Source organism: Pseudoalteromonas lipolytica, assembly GCF_900116435.1.
GTDB classification, from domain to species: Bacteria; Pseudomonadota; Gammaproteobacteria; order Enterobacterales; family Alteromonadaceae; genus Pseudoalteromonas; species Pseudoalteromonas lipolytica.
In genome coordinates, this window is sequence record NZ_FPAZ01000028.1 from 1 (window position 1) to 17599 (window position 17599).

15 protein-coding genes and 1 pseudogene are annotated in these 17599 nt (G+C 42.6%); 5 read left to right on the plus strand and 11 right to left on the minus strand.

Annotation, left to right across the window (positions count from 1 at the left end):
- Window positions 1–19: 19 nt before the first annotated feature.
- Window positions 20–313, plus strand: a complete 294-nt coding sequence (locus tag BM378_RS20765) for an ISAs1 family transposase (protein WP_083422948.1) — start codon at window positions 20–22, stop codon at window positions 311–313.
- Between the two features lie 17 nt (window positions 314–330).
- Here BM378_RS20765 and BM378_RS19520 read toward each other — a convergent pair.
- The 4 genes and pseudogenes from BM378_RS19520 to BM378_RS19535 all read right to left on the minus strand — a co-directional run.
- A pseudogene (locus BM378_RS19520) lies at window positions 331–1500 on the minus strand (TonB-dependent receptor plug domain-containing protein); the annotation flags it as partial.
- Between the two features lie 180 nt (window positions 1501–1680).
- Window positions 1681–2298 (minus strand): LysE family translocator, encoded by a 618-nt coding sequence (locus BM378_RS19525; protein ID WP_036974083.1) that lies wholly within the window; start codon window positions 2296–2298, stop codon window positions 1681–1683.
- Window positions 2295–2477: a hypothetical protein gene (locus tag BM378_RS19530; RefSeq protein WP_036974085.1), complete on the minus strand. Its 183-nt coding sequence runs from the start codon at window positions 2475–2477 to the stop codon at window positions 2295–2297. The genes BM378_RS19525 and BM378_RS19530 overlap by 4 nt, the downstream gene beginning before the upstream one ends.
- A 1-nt stretch (window position 2478) precedes the next feature.
- Window positions 2479–2883, minus strand: a complete 405-nt coding sequence (locus BM378_RS19535; RefSeq protein WP_036974086.1) for a DUF3224 domain-containing protein — start codon at window positions 2881–2883, stop codon at window positions 2479–2481.
- Window positions 2884–2961: 78 nt separating this feature from the next.
- Here BM378_RS19535 and BM378_RS19540 point away from each other — a divergent pair, with 78 nt between their 5' ends.
- Window positions 2962–4734, plus strand: coding sequence for an ABC transporter transmembrane domain-containing protein (locus tag BM378_RS19540; RefSeq protein WP_074989834.1), 1773 nt, complete (start codon window positions 2962–2964; stop codon window positions 4732–4734).
- 69 nt (window positions 4735–4803) lie between these two features.
- Here the strand turns inward: BM378_RS19540 and BM378_RS19545 are convergent, their stop codons facing one another.
- Together BM378_RS19545 and BM378_RS19550 are read right to left on the minus strand one after the other, a co-directional pair.
- Window positions 4804–5436 carry a YiaD family glycine zipper/OmpA-like lipoprotein gene (locus tag BM378_RS19545; RefSeq protein WP_036974089.1) on the minus strand — a complete coding sequence of 211 codons (633 nt, stop codon included), beginning with the start codon at window positions 5434–5436 and terminating at the stop codon, window positions 4804–4806.
- 69 nt (window positions 5437–5505) lie between these two features.
- Window positions 5506–6309 (minus strand): substrate-binding periplasmic protein, encoded by an 804-nt coding sequence (locus BM378_RS19550; RefSeq protein WP_051501976.1) that lies wholly within the window; start codon window positions 6307–6309, stop codon window positions 5506–5508.
- 98 nt (window positions 6310–6407) lie between these two features.
- On the opposite strand from BM378_RS19550, the gene chrA reads away from it, so the two are divergent.
- Window positions 6408–7547 carry a chromate efflux transporter gene (chrA, locus tag BM378_RS19555; RefSeq protein WP_036974289.1) on the plus strand — a complete coding sequence of 380 codons (1140 nt, stop codon included), beginning with the start codon at window positions 6408–6410 and terminating at the stop codon, window positions 7545–7547.
- Here chrA and BM378_RS19560 read toward each other — a convergent pair.
- The 4 genes from BM378_RS19560 to speA are packed head-to-tail and all read right to left on the minus strand — an operon-like array spanning window position 7544 to window position 12527.
- Window positions 7544–8797, minus strand: a complete 1254-nt coding sequence (locus BM378_RS19560) for a mechanosensitive ion channel family protein (RefSeq protein ID WP_065978380.1) — start codon at window positions 8795–8797, stop codon at window positions 7544–7546. The two genes, chrA and BM378_RS19560, sit on opposite strands and share 4 nt — an antisense overlap.
- Window positions 8794–9717 (minus strand): 1-acylglycerol-3-phosphate O-acyltransferase, YihG family, encoded by a 924-nt coding sequence (gene yihG / locus BM378_RS19565; RefSeq protein WP_074989835.1) that lies wholly within the window; start codon window positions 9715–9717, stop codon window positions 8794–8796. Before yihG (BM378_RS19565) ends, BM378_RS19560 begins: the two co-directional genes overlap by 4 nt.
- Before the next feature lie 29 nt (window positions 9718–9746).
- Window positions 9747–10625 carry a 1-acylglycerol-3-phosphate O-acyltransferase, YihG family gene (gene yihG, locus BM378_RS19570; protein ID WP_036974093.1) on the minus strand — a complete coding sequence of 293 codons (879 nt, stop codon included), beginning with the start codon at window positions 10623–10625 and terminating at the stop codon, window positions 9747–9749.
- A 21-nt stretch (window positions 10626–10646) separates the two neighbouring features.
- Window positions 10647–12527, minus strand: a complete 1881-nt coding sequence (gene speA / locus BM378_RS19575; RefSeq protein WP_036974291.1) for a biosynthetic arginine decarboxylase — start codon at window positions 12525–12527, stop codon at window positions 10647–10649.
- Between the two features lie 197 nt (window positions 12528–12724).
- Here speA and speE point away from each other — a divergent pair, with 197 nt between their 5' ends.
- Window positions 12725–13588 carry a polyamine aminopropyltransferase gene (speE, locus tag BM378_RS19580; protein WP_074989836.1) on the plus strand — a complete coding sequence of 288 codons (864 nt, stop codon included), beginning with the start codon at window positions 12725–12727 and terminating at the stop codon, window positions 13586–13588.
- Window positions 13589–13667: 79 nt separating this feature from the next.
- On the opposite strand, the gene BM378_RS19585 is transcribed toward speE, so the two are convergent.
- Complete coding sequence (locus BM378_RS19585; RefSeq protein WP_074989837.1) at window positions 13668–15269, minus strand: methyl-accepting chemotaxis protein; 1602 nt, start codon at window positions 15267–15269, stop codon at window positions 13668–13670.
- 237 nt (window positions 15270–15506) lie between these two features.
- Between BM378_RS19585 and BM378_RS19590 the strand changes: the two genes are divergently transcribed.
- Window positions 15507–17549, plus strand: a complete 2043-nt coding sequence (locus BM378_RS19590; protein WP_074989838.1) for a glycoside hydrolase family 97 protein — start codon at window positions 15507–15509, stop codon at window positions 17547–17549.
- The last annotated feature ends 50 nt before the right edge of the window (window positions 17550–17599 follow it).

A 17599-nucleotide genomic window follows, 5' to 3' on the forward strand; every position in this document is an offset into this window, starting at 1 on the left:
CCACCTTAAAGACAAAGAGGTGAGCACTGAAACGCAATATTACATCAGTTCACTGGATATTGACCCCGCTGCGGTCAACCAGGCTATCCGAGCACACTGGGAAGTCGAAAATAAAGTCCACTGGGTGTTAGACGTGACGTTTAAAGAAGATGATAGCCGAATACGCAAAGAGGACGGAGCGGAAAATGTCGGAGTGATTAGGCGATTTTGTTTGAATATGGCTCGTTTACACCCCAAGAAAGCCAGCATGAGAAGCAAACTCAAAATGGCTGGCTGGGCCGATGAATTCAGAGCAGAGCTTATTTTTGGGTAAAAGTATGCGGTTGCCCTGCTCTTCGCGCGTGATAACGACACATCAGCATTGACATTCAAGCGCTCGGTTACTTGCCAATCGGCGTTAATTCCATAGCTATCAACTTCATCAAAATCTTGATTATCATCATTGACTATTTCAACACGGGTAAAGCTATTTGATGTGCGGTTGATTGCCCCACCGATTACCGCATTGCCGTCAAGTAAGGGGTTCGCATAGACAGCTGAGGGGCCACCAAATTTAACCCGAAAACCACGGGCAAATGATTCGCTATCAAAACGAGATAAAAACGCATCACCTTTCAGTTTAAAGTTATCGGTTGGTGCCCATTCAATCGATGTTAAATAGCCATTACGCGTTTCTTCACCACCTAAATGCTGAAGCTCGAAACCTTCACTGATATATTCATTAGCGGGGTTATCTGCAGGGCCATCGATGTCATTTGCAAGTCCGTCAACATCTTTATTACCGTTATATGCTAGACCGATAAACTGGGTGGCAACACTAGGTTGGAATAAGCGAGCATAACCTAACGCTACACCGAGGGTATCATCAAAGAACTTACCCTGATAAGAAAAGCTAATACGGTCGCCATATTCAGTGGCATCAAAAACCTCTGAAGCACGATCGTTATACATACCGCGCACATTAGCGGTAAATTTGTGTTGCTGGTCATTATCCAGTGGGCTGGCTGTTTGTAACTCAACAGTACCGGCAACGCCCCCTTCGATTAATGATGCTTTGGGTGACTTATACACAGCTGCCGAACTAATTAACTCAGACGGATACTGATCGAACTCAATACTACGGCTACCACTGGTCGATACTTGTTCTCGACCATTGAGAGTCGAAAACACGAATCCACCAGATAAACCTCGAATATTAATTTCGGCAGCTTGGCCACCTGTTCGTACCGCCGAAATACCCGGTAGTCGTGTTAATGCATCTGCCATAGATACATCGGGAAGTGCACCTAAGTCATCAGCAGATAACTGCTCTGATACGGTGTCACTAAAACGTTTTTGGTTTAATGATTGAATTAAGCTGCGACTAAAGCCGCGCACTTCGATTACTTCAAGCTCAGGATCAAGTTCCTTTGCAGATGTGCGTTCTGCTTCATTCGCTGCCATAGCACTGTTTGCTGCAACCATTGCCAGCATTAATGCACTTAGCTTAAATTTCCCCATTGGATTCCCACTCTGTTGTCATTGGAGGCGTTATGTTTATTCTTGTTGTCAAAAAACAACCAACAAAGTGTAACCAAAAGGTAAATATTGTGTGATGAATACGTATGCACTATACGTTTCCTGGGGATAAGCAGGAGCTCCTCTCACGTTTTACTATTGAGAGAGGAGCAATAGAGAGCTTTAAAGTGTTATCACGACACGCACTGCAAGTGCGATAAAGATCATGCCGAGTAGTTTTTCAAAAAGTGGATTCGCTTTAGTAAAACCAAAGCGCTTTTTTGATATTTCTGTGAGTAAGGCAACCAACAAATACCAGCCAGTATCCAGTACAAATACAGTTAAGCACATGATCAAGCCAACCTGTAACGTGAGATTTTCTGGGTCAATAAACTGTGAGAAGAGCGCTAAAAAGAACACCGCAAGTTTGGGGTTCAAAAACGCAATAGCAAAACCATCTTGTAACGCAGCGCGTTGACTAGGTATGGCTTGTTCAACTTTCACGGCTTGCGAACTGGGTTTTGCCAGTAATATACGTATACCTAAATAAGCAAGGTAGGCGGCACCACCATACACGAGTACGTTATAAAGTGTAGGTAACTTGGTCATCAGTGCACCTAATCCAAGCAAAGAGGCGCTCGCATAAAACCCCACTCCCACACCATGACTCACGGCCGCCAGCATGCCGTTTTTCATACCACCGTGAAGGCTATGCTTTAACACAACCGCTAAACTTGGCCCTGGCGACATAGCACCCATGATACAAATTAACACTAAACTCAACCACTCTGTGAGTGTCATAATTCATTATTCTCTACTAACAATAAAACGGCCGTTATTTGACCATAAAAACCGGTGGCTGTGGTGATTGTTTTAACCTGCCAGCCAGATTGGCCTAACTCGTACACTTTCTGATTTAACGCAGTGATATCAAGTCCACCCAGAAAACGTTTCTTTTTAAATTCAATAATTTTTTGCATATTAGCTTGTTAACTCATACTCAAAATCATAGTAATGAATTCCCGCCTCAATGCGGATTGCCATTTTACCCGTAAGCCCCACCAATTCACCAGCGCCTGAATCTGGCACGACTTCTAAAATTAACCTGTCTGTGCCTTTATCCATGGTGCCAAAATGTTGTAATACAAAGCTACCTTGTTTGCCATTCAGACTACCAACCACTTGTTCAATAGCAACATATCCTGCACTGCCTTGGGTTGCCGTCATTGCGCTCAGCATCTCTCCTTGGCTAGTTGCTTCCAGAGCGCCTGTAAACGTTTTATCTATCGACATACGGCCAAGATTCACGCCATCTTGACCTGTCGCATACCCCCCAATTGGGTTTAATTTCACGTTAAATTGACCGCTTATCACTGTTGATTCCATACTAATCCCTTATTTTACTGTTGATTTTTAAAGCGATGATAACCATATCTATACCCTATTCACAAATAAGAATCTAGCATGGCAATTAACAAAGAAAAGGCCGCGTTCAGTAGCCTGTTACCCGTTTTAGCGTTTATTAAGCCCTACAAATGGGTGGTATTTGCAGCCCTTGGGGCATTATTACTCACCGCAGGCGTTAACTTGTCACTCGGCCAAGGAGTGAAGTTTGTTATTGATCATGGCTTTATTGCAGGCTCTCAAGAACAACTTCAACAAGCAGTGATGGTTCTTATTGGCCTTATCAGCCTATTAGCAATCGGCACATTTTGTCGTTTTTATTTAATGTCGTGGATAGGTGAACGAGTCAGTAATGATATTCGTAACGCGATTTTCGAGCGAATTGTAACGTTACACCCAAGCTACTTTGAAGAAAACCGTAGCGGCGAGCTGATGTCACGACTCACCACCGACACCACATTGCTGCAATCGATTATTGGCTCATCATTTTCTATGGCGCTTCGTAGCAGCTTAATGTTAGTGGGTGGCCTTGCTATGCTGCTAATTACTAATTTAAAACTAACCTTAGTGGTCGTTGCCTGTGTACCTATGGTGTTAGTTCCTATGCTAATTTTTGGTCGTAAAGTGCGTAAACTAGCAAGTTCGAGCCAAGATGCCATTGCCGATATCAGTACTTATGCAGGCGAAATTATTCAAAATATTAAGGTCGTACAAAGTTTTAGTCATGAAGCGCGCGAAAAAGCGGCTTTTGCTGAAGAAACGAATAAAGCATTTTTAGTCGCAAAAAGTCGTATTAAACAACGCTCACTTTTAATTGCTGCAGTGATCTTTCTAACCTTTAGTGCCATCAGCGTGATGCTTTGGGTAGGCGGCAGTGATGTGCTCGCGGGTACCATGACGGGCGGCGAGCTAGGTGCCTTTGTATTCTATGCCATTATGGTGGCTATGTCGGTTGCAACAGTTGCCGAAGTGTACGGTGAGTTACAACGCGCAGCAGGTGCGGCAGCAAGACTGTTAGAGCTGCTCGCTGTTGAAAGTATGATTCAAAACCCCGCACACAATAAAGATGATCAGCTCGAATTAAATAAAGCTGACCATCCTGCTATTCGTTTTGACAATGTATCATTTAACTATCCATCTAGACCCGATAAAGCAGCACTTAGTACACTTAATTTGGAAGTAAAACAGGGCCAAACAGTCGCCATTGTTGGTCCCTCTGGTGCAGGCAAAACAACATTATTTGAATTATTGCAACGATTTTACGATCCGAGCGCAGGGAGTATTTCATTAGCTGGCATTAATATTAAAGAATTATCCCTTCACTGTTTACGCCAACAAATGGGCATGGTGGCACAAAACCCCATTTTGTTTAGCTGCGATGTTATGCATAACATTCGCTATGGCAATCCCCATGCGAGTGACGAGCAGGTATTCACGGCAGCCAAATATGCACACGCCGATGAATTTATCACGCAGCTACCGCAGGGCTATCACAGCTTTTTAGGTGAACAAGGGGTACGTCTTTCTGGTGGGCAAAAGCAGCGGATTGTGCTTGCTCGCGCTATTTTAAAGGACCCAGCTATTTTATTACTCGATGAAGCAACCAGCGCACTTGATGCACAAAGCGAGTCTCATGTGCAAGCGGCACTCGAGCACTTAATGAAAGACAGAACAACACTCATTATTGCCCACCGCTTAGCCACCGTAAAACATGCAGACGTCATCGTGGTAATGGACAAGGGTGAAATTATAGCGACAGGTACACACCAGCAGCTATTGACCAGTAACCCACTGTATAAGCAGCTTTGCGAATTGCAATTTAATCGAGATTAATATTCAAGGAAGGATGTCAGGTTTGAAAGGGCATATCAAACCTGACCACAAATCTAGACTACATTAAGCCTAACCTTGTGTGTTTGGTACGATTTGAATCTCTACACGGCGGTTTAAAGCACGACCATTGGCTGTATCATTACTCGCTACAGGGCGTGTTTCGCCATAGCCACGTGTGCTAATACGTGCCGACATAATTTGATGATTAACTAAATAATCTTTAACACTTTGCGCACGTTGCTGCGACAGTGTCATGTTATAGCTGTCTTTACCTGTGCTATCAGTGTGACCTTCAACACTTAAGTAGGTTTTTTCGTATTTGTTCATCACTTGTGCAATGGCATCAAGGGTGCTGTGAAAGCCTGATGAGATATAAGATTGATCTGTCGCAAAAGTGATGTTTGATGGCATAACTAAGCGAATATTATCGCCTTCACGTACCACTTCAACACCCGAGCCTGCTAGCTCGTCACGGAATGCTTCTTCTTGCTTATCCATGTAGTCACCGACAGCAGCACCCGCTAACGCACCAATGGCCGCACCAATAAAGATACGCTTATCATCATGATCGCCTGTTGCTTTACCTAATACCGCACCTGTTGCGGCACCGATTGCAGCACCTTTACCTGTGTTAGTTGTTTCACACCCCGTTAATAAAACGGCTAAAACACCCACTGTTAAAATCGACTTGCTGAAACTCATGTGTCTCTCCATGGCATTTAGTAATTTTGATCTATTAACAATTATGAACACTAAATCATGAACATTAGGTTAATAGTTCTCTTTAATAAGTGTAACAGCTGGTAGGTTATACGCTTTAACTAATTCTGTTAAACGTCCATTACGTACAAGAGCGTGTAACTGAGATTGAATTTCCTTTGCTAACGAGGTGTCGGCAAACTGTTTACTAACAGCCATATGGCCGTAAATAATGTCTTTATAGCGATAAGGCATTTTGACGATCTGCTGTGAAGGGAGTTGTAAATAACCCGAGGCATGATCCGCGGTATCTTCAACTGAAATAACGAGTTCGACGCGATCTTTAAGCAGCATTTCAAACGCATTACCTTCACTCAAAGCCTCCACTTTAGTGAGTGAGCTGTCATTATCAAAACGCGAAAAATAAGCGGCTCCTCGCATGACCGCGATGCGCTTTCCTAGCAAGTCTTGGTAACGATTTATAACGATGTCACGGTCTGCTCTTGCATAGAACCCAAAAGAAGAAGACAACATCATGTACGGAGGAGACATAAACTGCATTTTTTGCTCACGCTCGCTGGTACGAATTAACCCGCCCATCACATCCACTTCATTTTGTTCGAGCATTTTTAAACAGCGAGAAAATGGGCAAGCGACAAATTCTAATTTCATCGGTATGGTACGTTGCAGCTCACGCATAATATCGACCACCGCGCCACTCACATGCCCTTTTTCAGACACAACGCCGTAGGGAGGAGAATGATCAACCGCAACAATAACCCTCTGCACAGGTTCTGCATACAAGGAGCTTGATATAAGTACTAATAATAGGCTTACGATACTCAGTCTCATAGGGTTACTCGTTACTACGTTCATACCTTACTATATATCCTAGCGATGTGTATGTCATAAAAACCACAAAAATGTCATAGAAATTTGTCATAATTAGGTGATTAGATTCGATGGCGAAAACAATGTTACTAGTTATATTTAAGCAATTTTTTTTATTAGGCTGCATGAGTTTCGGTGGCCCCGCAGCGCACTTAGGCTATTTTAAACGTCACTTTGTCGATAACTTAAAATGGTTAAATAGCGAGCGCTACGCACAACTAATAAGCTTAAGCCAAGCATTACCGGGTCCGGGTTCAAGCCAAGTAAGCTTTGCGATTGGGGTTGAGAAAGGCGGTCTATTGGGCGGTTTGTGTGCCTTTATTGGGTTTACTCTACCGTCTTTTTTAATTATGTTTTTTTTGGCACTGAGTGCCCACCAATTTGGTAACATTTATTTTGCTGTTATTGCGGGACTTAAATTATTTGCCATCGTTATTGTCGCTGATGCAACTTACAGTATGGCGGTGAGCTTTTGTAAAACACATTTACTTAAACTTATCGCGGTATTAAGCACGTTATCGTTGATTATTTTTTCACAGTTTTCCAGCCAAATTTTTGTGTTAATTATAGCTGCGATTATTGGCTGGCTTTATCCACAACATAAACTCCCTCAGCATGAGAATGTAAGTAAACCCGTTAAAGTATCGTGGTTACCTTTTATCATTTTTGCAGTACTGCTTATCGCGAGCTTTTTACCCTTTGGCGAGTGGTCCTCACTATTTGCTCCATTTTATCAAACAGGGGCAATGGTGTTTGGTGGGGGGCACGTTGTGCTACCTATTTTGCAAGCAAGCATACCAAGCCTTGAAACCGAGCAGTTTTTGTCAGCCTATGCCAGTGCTCAAGCAATTCCTGGCCCTATGTTTACAATAGCGACCTACTTAGGGGCTGAACTGACACCTCATTCTCCCCTATTGGGAGCACTTATTGCGACGCTATTGATTTTTTTACCGGGCTTTTTATTGATGCTTGCATTTTTAAAAAGCTGGCTACAATTGGCTGATAAACCACGCTTTGCTGGCAGTATTGCCGCTCTCAATGCTGCGGTAGTCGGGTTTTTAGCAGCAGCACTCTACTCGCCGATTTGGCTCAGCACAATCAACAACATATGGCAGATTGTATTAGTGGTTACAGCCTTCACATGGTTAAGGGTCGCTAAGCCCCCTATTTGGTGGTTATTACTTGGCTTTATTGGTATCGCTTTGGCAGTGCAGTCGCTCTAGTCTTTACTTTTAGGCGCCGCGTTAACCACTTTAATACTTGGTTTATCTACGACATGCTGCTCATTAGCCGAAAATTGCCCCGTCACACTCTGATATGGGCGCAATCCAAAAATAGGCAATACTGCAAGCAGGTGATCCATGATCTCTGCTTGTAGATGTTCGTACGATATCCAACGTTTGTCTTCGCTAAAGCAATAAAACTCAATTGGTAAGCCATGATTAAATGGCTGAAGTTCTCGCACCATGAGGGTCAAATCACGGTTAATTCTTTCATGCTGTTTCAAGTATCCTTCAGCATAACGACGAAATAAACCTAAATTCGTAACAGGATCAGGTAACGTTGTCACACGAATGTAGTCGTGCAGAGGTATCGCGCTATTTATTTGCGTATGGAAAGCCTCATCAACTAAACGAATGCTGTTCATATCTATATTTAAAGAGCGTTTAATTCGACGACCACCCGACTCCTGCATACCCCGCCAATTTTTAAATGAACCGGCCACCAACATGTAGGTAGGAATGGTGGTAATCGTGTTATCCCAGTTACGCACTTTTACCGTGTTCAAACCAAGGTCGATAACCTCACCATCAGCGCCATAGCTATCAACTTGAATCCAATCACCATAAGTAACTAAGCGATTAGCAGCAATTTGAATACTGGCAACAAACCCCAAAATAGTGTCCTTAAACACTAACAAGGTCACCGCTGCAATGGCACCAAAACCAGATAAAATATAGGTGGGCGACTTTTCAAGTAATATACTGACGATCAAAATAGCGCAGATCATGAAGGTGATCAGTTTCACAACTTGAATCAAACCTTGTATGGGGACTTCTCGGGCAAACTCCAGCTGGTTATAAATGCCCCCAGCAATACTGACAATGCTGCTGATGATAAAACCGCCATAAATAATCAGAACAATTTGACCAATGGTTTTTAAAACTAACGCTGCCACCTCTGTGACAGGGTAAACATTGTCGAATGTTGCTAAATACAACACGCAACATAAGGTGCCTGCAAAACGTCTATTAAGTTTAGTTAGCATGGGTGCTAATGCACCAATGCGTTCTGGCGAAAGGCGCGTTACAACACTTTGTATTCCAGGAAGCATTAAGCGCCGAGTAAAGACATACACCAGCAATAAAGCACTCACACCAATTGCGGTGGCTGTCAGCGCACTGAAAAGCTCCGCATCTGGCATTGCTTCAAACCAAGGCATAACCAATTGTTGCAGGTGAGTTTGCTTCATGGTGCTTCAACTTCCTTACTGATATTTGCTACCAGACTACCTTGTTTGGCCTGATAATAATTAAATAATTGCGCGTCTTTTTGAAGCCAAATTTCATTGATTCGTTGCTGAAAAGCGGTTCTAAATTCACGGTCATGTTGATAATCACCAATCATCTCAGCACTGATAGCCTGCACATGTATATCTACTTTAATGAGCGTTAATCGGCCACGCATTAAGTTGCGACAAATATGACTGCCCTCACCTTGGTAAATAATAGAAGTATTAAGTAACGCATCAAACTGTTCACCCAGCACTTCCAGCGCAAACGCAATCCCTCCCGCTTTGGGCTTGAGTAAATAACCAAATGGACTGCTCTGCTTTGTATGCTTTTGCGGGGTAAAACGTGTCCCTTCAACAAAATTAATAATGGTGGTTGGGTGATTACGAAAATCACGACAGCTTCGCTTGGTCCGTTCAACATCAAGGCCTTTAAGCTTTGGGTTTTTAGCCAGCTGCGACTTACTGACACGCTTCATAAAAGGCATTCCCATCGCCCACGCACCCGTGCCTATGAAAGGCACATATTTTAGCTCATCTTTTAGAAAAAACTTTGGCGCCGGTAATACATCAATCGCACTAAGCACCACAATATCTAACCAACTCATATGGTTAGAAATAAGTAAGTACCAGCTATCGCGATTAACATTGCCTTTAATATTAATTTCAATATTCTGGCAACCTAGCCACAGAGCAAAACGATTTCCTTTGCACCATCCCCGATAAGCACCATGCAAAATGTGACTAATGATGTTGAATGGTAAAATAAGTTTCAACACACCAAACAGCAACACAAGGGTTCCCCAAAGAATGACATTGGCAAACAGCACAATACTGACCAACAATCCGGTTAACCAATTTGGTAAAAATTTCTTTAACATATGTGTGCTCTCAGCTGTGCCAGCAGCATCTACTCAGCTTGCGATTCAAACTGGGCAAGCTGCTGGTTTTTCTCTTCCCAAATACGATTTAACTCCGCTTGAAAATTCACTCTAAAGTCTGCATCACCAGTGTAATCACCTATTAAATTAGGACTGACATCCATCACTTCAACGCGAACATCGATTTGCTTCACTCGGCCACTGGCAAAATCCACAAAACTTGGAATACCACCCGGGTAGTGAATGGTGACATTTACAACTTTTGAGATCTGCTCACCCATAGCTTGCATAACAAACGCCACACCACCCGCTTTCGGTTTTAATAAGTACTGAAAAGGGCTCTTTTGACGCGCATGTTTTTCAGCGGTGAAGCGCGTGCCTTCCACAAAATTTACGATGCTTACAGGCATTTCTTTAAATTTTTCACAGGCTTTACGCGTTGTTTCTAAATCTTTTCCGCGCAACTTTGGATTTTTCTTAAGCTGTGACTTGCTAGTACGCGTCATAAATGGAAAGTCTAACGCCCACCATGCAAGCCCTAGAAAAGGAACGTATATCAATTCCTTTTTCAAGAAAAAGTTTAAAAACGGGATACGGCGATTAAAAATACGCTGCATAACTAAAATATCAACCCAGCTTTGATGATTAGCAATCACTAAGTACCAGTCTTTTGAACGAAGTTGCTCAAGGCCCGTTACATTCAGTTGATAAGAAGCAAATACATTTTGGTTTATACCATTGCACGTAACCCACACTGTGGCACATTGCTTAGCAATCCAACTCATCAACTTTTGTAATGGTTTAATTGGAATGAGTTTAACCAAACCACACAAAAAAATAGGCACGAACCAAAACAGCGTATTTAGGGTGTAAAATAAAATACTCAATACACAACGAATAACGGACATTACTACTTATTCCTTTAACCTTTAATCTTCAAAATACGTATAGCCAGCAAGGCCCGCATTTAATTCAGACAAATATTGTGCCTTAGATTGCGCATCAATTTCCAGCTCATCCACACGTTTTGCGAAGTTGGCAGCCAGAATATCGCTATCATAATCAACGAACTTTAATACGTCCTTAACACTGTCGCCTTTAATCGCATTGGTTAATTGGTAGCCAGCCTCTGTCAGCTCTACGTGCACTGAATCGGTATCACCAAATAAATTATGTAAGTCGCCTAAGATTTCTTGATAAGCCCCGACTAAAAACATGGCAATGTGGTACTGCTGACCTGATTTATACTCAGGGATAGGTAAGCTACTTTCAATACCGGTTCCCTCAACATAATTGCGAATTTGACCGTCTGAATCGCAGGTAATATCTTGAATGATCGCGCGTTGAGTGAGTGGTTTATGTAAATTTTCAACAGGCATTACAGGGAATAATTGCTGGATCCCCCACACATCTGGCAACGACTGAAACAGTGAAAAGTTAACAAACAACTTATCGGCAAGCTTCTCATTTAAATCGTCGAGCACTTCACGGTGTGCACGCGCATTGTCGCTCAGTGAAGCGCGAACGCGATGTAAAATAGTAAAATAAAGTTGCTCAAGCTTCGCCCATTCCAGCATCGTCAGAAGACCATGGACATATTGATCATGTGCTTCGCTAAATAAATGCATTGCATCATGATAAATCTCCAGCGCCATGCGAGGTGTTAAGCGCTGTAAGCATTGCCACATTTCATCTAGCACTAAAACATTGTTTGACTCTGGCGGAGTTGGATTTACATGATTTGGCGCACGCTCGACATCAATCACATCGGTAATCAATACCGCGTGATGCGCCGTTAGCGCACGCCCTGATTCGGTGATTATTGCAGGCTGCTTTAAGTCATGTTGTTGGCACACTTCTGCAAATGCATTCACAACATTACGCGCATACTCATCAACACTGTAGTTCATAGAACACGCACTACGTGAACCAGACCCTTCGTAGTCAACGCCTAGACCCCCACCTACATCAACGGTATTAAGTGGTACACCTAACTGGGTTAGTTCGGCAAAATGACGTGCACATTCACGAAGTGCGCGATGAATGTCACGAATATTGGCAATTTGAGAACCGATATGAAAATGCACCAATTGCATTAAATGTAATTTGTTTCGCGACTGAAGTAATTCAACCGCAGACAGCACCTGCCCAGCAGTTAAACCAAACTTACCTTTTTCACCCCCCGTGTTCTGCCACTTGCCTTTGCCCACAGAGTTTAAACGAATACGAATACCAATCGATGGTTCAATGCCCAAGTCATCAATTTCAGCTAATAAGGTGCTAAGTTCTGACAGTTTTTCTACCACAATATGCACTTTGTGACCTAAACCTTGACCGATGCACGCTAAACGTAAAAATTCACTGTCTTTGTAGCCATTACAAACAATGGTAATCGGTTCTTTGGCAACACCTAAAATTGCCATTAATTCAGGTTTAGAACCCGCTTCAAGACCCACTAAACCACTTGGGTGAGCAAGTAGCTTTGTTACGACCGATCGTTGCTGGTTCACTTTAATTGGGTAAACACACGTATATGTGCCTTGGTAATCACGAGCTTGACGAGCTTTAGTAAAAGCGCTTGTCAGCGTATCAACACGATTTTGCAAGATATCAGTAAAGCGAACTAAAACAGGTAAGGTAAGACCTTGTTTCTTAAATTGCTCGGTGAGTTCAGATAAAGAAATTGCAGATTTAGTTTGATCACCGTCAGGGTAAGCGACCAGCTCACCTTGTGCGTTAATATCAAAATAACCGTCACTCCAATGAGCAACATTATACGTTTCGCGTGCTTTGTCTAAACCCCAAGTCATGGCCATGTCTTCTGTAAATTCGTTAAATATAAACGCGCATTTTAATACGCTCGCGCCTACCACGCTAACAAAAATTGCCCTATATGCCAAAGTGATAAAAAATATTCGCTATACTGATTAAAATTTGATTGAGCAATTGGCCAAGCACTGGCAGAATTGCCCCCTTTTTTACCATTAACTAAAAGTGTATAAGCAAGATGGCTAATTTAGATCAAAACAACTGGTTCACTGAAATTAGTGACCGTGATGGTAGCGCCTTTTCACTGCGTATAAACAAAAAGCTTGATGAACAGCAATCGCCGTTTCAAAAAGTAGAGATGTATGAAACAACTGACTTCGGTAATCTTATGATTATTGACGGTTGTACAATGGTAAGTAGCCGTGAGAACTTTTTTTATCACGAAATGATCAGCCATCCTGCTCTTCTTGCGCACCCTAATCCTAAAAATGTAGTGATTATCGGTGGCGGTGACTGCGGCACATTGCGTGAAGTATTAAAGCACCCTGGTGTTGAAAGCGTCACGCAAATTGATATTGATGAAGTTGTAACGCAAATGTCGCTTAAATACTTCCCTGAATTATGTGAGTCAAACCAAGACCCGCGTGCCACAGTGATGTTTGATGATGGCATTAAATACATGCGTGAAGCTGCACCAGAATCAATTGACGTGGTTATTGTTGATGGCACCGATCCGGTGGGCCCTGGTGAAGGGTTATTCAACCATGCTTTTTATACAAGTTGTTTAACAGCACTTCGTCCTGGCGGCATACTCATTCAACAAAGTGAATCACCGCTTATGCACATGCCTTTATTAGTTGAGATGCGTGACGCGATGAAAGACGTGGGCTTTAATGACCTACAAACGCTGCCATTTCCACAACCAATTTACCCAAGCGGTTTATGGTCAGTTACTCTTGCACGTAAATCACAGGCATTTGATGGCTTTCGTGAAGACGACGCGAATACACTAGCTGAAGGAACTGAATACTACAACGCTGGTATTCACTACGGCGCACTAGCAACACCTAACTACATGAAGCGCGCTTTTGAGAAAAAGTAAGGTAAGGTTGTTTATTGATTAAAAAAGGGCTCGCTGAGCCCTTTTTTAATTCCTTTAGAATAGTTTACGCAGAGGGGCATTACACCTTAAAACGGTTCACTAAATGATTTAGCTCATTGGTGAGCTGATTCATTCGGTTTGCCACTTCTTGTGTTGAACTTGCCAAGCCGCCTCCTTGTTGGGTTTGATCATTTAAATCAGATAAATTCTGGCTAATTTCATCTGCAACAGCCGTTTGCTCTTCAGTGGCTTGTGCTGTTTGCATTGCCATATCATTCACTTTTACCGATGAGGCTTGCATCGCATTAAGCACGTCATTCGTTTGTGTGAATGATTCAACAGCTTCATCGGCAAAACGCTTACCACTGTTTATAGCCTGCAAAGATTGCTCAACGCTTGAAGCAAATTGTTCAACCATGGTTTGAATATCGTTCGTGCTTTCTTGAGTACGCGTTGCCAATGTTCTTACTTCATCGGCAACCACTGCAAAGCCCCGACCTTGCTCACCGGCACGCGCAGCTTCGATTGCGGCATTCAGTGCCAGTAAGTTAGTTTGCTCTGCGATTGCACGGATCACTTCCAGTACCTTCGCTATATTATCTGAGCTTTGTTGTAACTCGGTAGAGCGCTGCGTTGCGTGATCCATATTCTCAGACAAAGCAACGATTTTCTTACTGGAATTATCAACCGCTGATAACCCCTTCTTAGCCAATTGCTGAGAATTATCTGCTTCATGAGAAGACTGTTGTGCCACATTTGCGACTTCACGACTTGCAACACTCATTTCGTGTACTGCACTCACAATTGACTCGGACGCCTGACTAAGCTTTTGATTAACCTGATGGTTCTGATTTGAAAACGAATCTAGATCATGCCCGAGACTTTGTAATTCTTTGGCTTGTTCGAGTATGTCTTTTATCAATTGCTGTAAATTATCCAAGAAGCGATTAAACGCGGTTGCTAAATCTGCAAACTCATCTTGGGTTTTAACATTAATACGCCCAGTTAAATCACCATCACCAGACGCAATTTCGTTTATTCGTTCAGTAACATAATTCATTTGGGTCGTTAACTGTCGTGGAATGACATAACTAAACCAACCCGCAACCACTAATACCACGGCAATCATTATCATTAGTAATGCTTTAAAACCTGTGATTTTATCCATTAGCTTTTCAGTTTCGGACTGCGAGGTTTGTTCTGCCACCTCACCCGCTTTATCTAAAATGTCACGAAGCGCCGAAAAGGACTGTTCTGCCATTTGACTTTGAGACGCACTGGTTGCGCTATTAATATAGGCTGTCGATGCCGAATACCATGCATCAAAAGCACTATTAAAATTACGAAACTGTGCTAACACTTCTGGATAAGGTGACATGTAAGATAAATATTGTTCAAAGCGCTCTTGCACTTGGTCAGCATTTTCTTGATGTTCCGCTAGAAAAGACTGATCACCTTTATCCATTGTCACTAAATGCAGCTCTGCCACTTTCGCTTGATACAAATCTCGATCTGCATTCACGATAACTGACACCGCATTTAAAAATCGCTCCGATTGCGTATCTATGGCTTCTTTTTGTAAGTTAATTAAATAACTGTAGCCAGCTATTAATATAATAATAGCGACCCCAAGCAACACAATGGGCAGTGAACTTTTGACACGAATACTCTGTAACTTCATACGTTTTCCTAATTCAAATTCGAAACCAGCTCATTCCTTAAGATCTTAGTAGAAAAATAGTAAAAGTGTGCGAAATTAAAAATACAAAATGAGGCGATTTAATTAAGGCGGCTATTACAACCTGAAAATTGAATACGTATGCAGATCACTCGTATTAGCAGGCAAGTCAATTTATGCTTAAAGCTTATAGGAACATATACGACAACAATCCATATTCTGCATCGCCAAGGAATAATAATGAAATATACAGCCTTACTACTCGCAGCCTTCTCAGGGACGTGTTTAGCACACACTACCACGGTCAGTTCGCCTGATGGGCAAATTAAAGTCACGATTTCTGATGAACAACACACCCCTAGCTATGAAATCAGCTTTGCGGGAAAGCAAGTTATTGCACACTCTGTTTTAGGACTTGTTTTTAAACAACAACCTGCAATGAGTGAAGGCTATAAAATTAGCAGCCAAACGACTAATTCTGTAAAAAGCAGCTGGGAACAACCTTGGGGTGAACGCCAAACGGTAGTTGATAACCACAACGAAGTTGCTGTCACCTTTAAAAAGCCACAACCCCAAGGTGGCACCTTTACCGTGCGTTTTCGTGCCTTTAATGATGGGGTCGGTTTTCGCTACGAACTACCGAATCAATCAGGTTTTGAAGATGTAGAGATCACCAAAGAGCTCACTGAATTTGCAATCACCGATTCAGCCAATGCAACTGCATGGTGGATACCTGCTCGCGGTTGGAATCGGTACGAATATGTTTATAACACCACGCCTGTTCACAAAGCCCCTTTAGTACACACTCCGTTTACTATTAAAAACAAAGAAGGTGTTCATATCAGCATCCACGAAGCTGCGCTGGTCGATTACGCGGGTATGGTATTAAACCAACGCCGTGATGGTACTTTCCAAGCTGACTTAACACCGTGGTCCGATGGGGTTGCCGTTAAGAAACATGGCGCATTCAACACGCCGTGGCGTACTATTCAAATTGGGGATGAAGCGGTTGATTTAATTAACTCTGACATCATTCTCAACCTTAATGAACCAAATAAACTCGGTGATGTATCTTGGGTTAAGCCCGGTAAATATGTGGGTATTTGGTGGGGTATGCATATTAATGAAAATACGTGGGGAAGTGGAAAAATTCACGGCGCAACGACCGCAAACACCAAATACTATATGGACTTTGCCGCACAATATGGTTTTGATGGTGTACTTGTCGAGGGGTGGAACATTGGTTGGGATGGCGACTGGTTCTATAACGGTGATGTATTTAGTTTTACCAAACCCTATGACGACTTTGATATTGCAGAGCTTACTCGCTACTCCAAAGAGAAAGGTGTACAGCTAATTGGTCATCACGAAACCTCGGGGAATGTCACTAATTATCGTAACCAAATGGAAGATGCCTTTGCACTGTATGAAAAATCAAACGTAAGCCAAGTAAAAACGGGCTATGTTGCAGACGGTGGCAATATTAAACGTGTTGATGAAAATGGCATAGTGCGTAAAGAGTGGCACGATGGTCAATTCATGGTGAATGAATACCTTTATAACGTGAAACTTGCAGCAAAGCACAAAATCAGCATCAACACTCACGAACCCATTAAAGATACTGGCTTACGCCGCACTTATCCAAACTGGATTGCACGTGAAGGCGCGCGAGGCCAAGAGTTTAATGCTTGGGGCACACCGCCTAATCCACCGGAGCATATTCCAATGCTTGCCTTCACACGTATGTTAGCGGGACCAATGGATTTCACCCCTGGTATTTTTGATATGGGTTTCAATGGGTTGGGTGCTGATAGTAATCGTCCACAAACAACACTTGCAAAGCAACTGGCGTTATACGTAGTACTGTACAGCCCTATTCAAATGGCTGCTGACTTACCACGCAATTACTTAGCAAAACCGGATGCGTTCCAATTTATTCAAGATGTGCCTACAGATTGGCAACACAGTATTGCGCTTCAAGGTGAAGTAGGTGATTACGTTGTCTTTGCGCGCAAAGAGCGTAAACGCGATCACTATTCAGGCAATGACTGGTACCTAGGTGCTGTCACTGATGAAAATGCACGTACACTGCAAGTTAAACTCGACTTTTTAGAGAAAGGTAAACGCTTTGAGGCGCAAATTTACCGTGATGGCGATAAAGCTGAATGGGTTAACAATCCCTACGACTTAAAAGTAGAGAAACGCATTGTGTCTGCAAGCGATAAACTCACTTTAAAACTTGCCACAAGTGGTGGTGTCGCGATTCGTTTTAAAGCGCTGTAAAATAAAGTCACAAGAAAATGATGCTACAACCACGTTGTAGCATCATGTTT

Coding starts and splice junctions, on each gene's coding strand:
- BM378_RS19535 (WP_036974086.1), bottom strand. CDS start 2,883: ATGGAATCAACAGTGATAAGCGGTCAATTTAACGTGAAATTAAACCCA.
- BM378_RS19525 (WP_036974083.1), bottom strand. CDS start 2,298: ATGACACTCACAGAGTGGTTGAGTTTAGTGTTAATTTGTATCATGGGT.
- BM378_RS19550 (WP_051501976.1), bottom strand. CDS start 6,309: ATGAACGTAGTAACGAGTAACCCTATGAGACTGAGTATCGTAAGCCTA.
- yihG (WP_036974093.1), bottom strand. CDS start 10,625: ATGTCCGTTATTCGTTGTGTATTGAGTATTTTATTTTACACCCTAAAT.
- yihG (WP_074989835.1), bottom strand. CDS start 9,717: ATGTTAAAGAAATTTTTACCAAATTGGTTAACCGGATTGTTGGTCAGT.
- BM378_RS19545 (WP_036974089.1), bottom strand. CDS start 5,436: ATGAGTTTCAGCAAGTCGATTTTAACAGTGGGTGTTTTAGCCGTTTTA.
- chrA (WP_036974289.1), top strand. CDS start 6,408: ATGTTACTAGTTATATTTAAGCAATTTTTTTTATTAGGCTGCATGAGT.
- BM378_RS19540 (WP_074989834.1), top strand. CDS start 2,962: ATGGCAATTAACAAAGAAAAGGCCGCGTTCAGTAGCCTGTTACCCGTT.
- speE (WP_074989836.1), top strand. CDS start 12,725: ATGGCTAATTTAGATCAAAACAACTGGTTCACTGAAATTAGTGACCGT.
- BM378_RS19560 (WP_065978380.1), bottom strand. CDS start 8,797: ATGAAGCAAACTCACCTGCAACAATTGGTTATGCCTTGGTTTGAAGCA.
- BM378_RS19590 (WP_074989838.1), top strand. CDS start 15,507: ATGAAATATACAGCCTTACTACTCGCAGCCTTCTCAGGGACGTGTTTA.
- speA (WP_036974291.1), bottom strand. CDS start 12,527: ATGACTTGGGGTTTAGACAAAGCACGCGAAACGTATAATGTTGCTCAT.
- BM378_RS19530 (WP_036974085.1), bottom strand. CDS start 2,477: ATGCAAAAAATTATTGAATTTAAAAAGAAACGTTTTCTGGGTGGACTT.
- BM378_RS19585 (WP_074989837.1), bottom strand. CDS start 15,269: ATGAAGTTACAGAGTATTCGTGTCAAAAGTTCACTGCCCATTGTGTTG.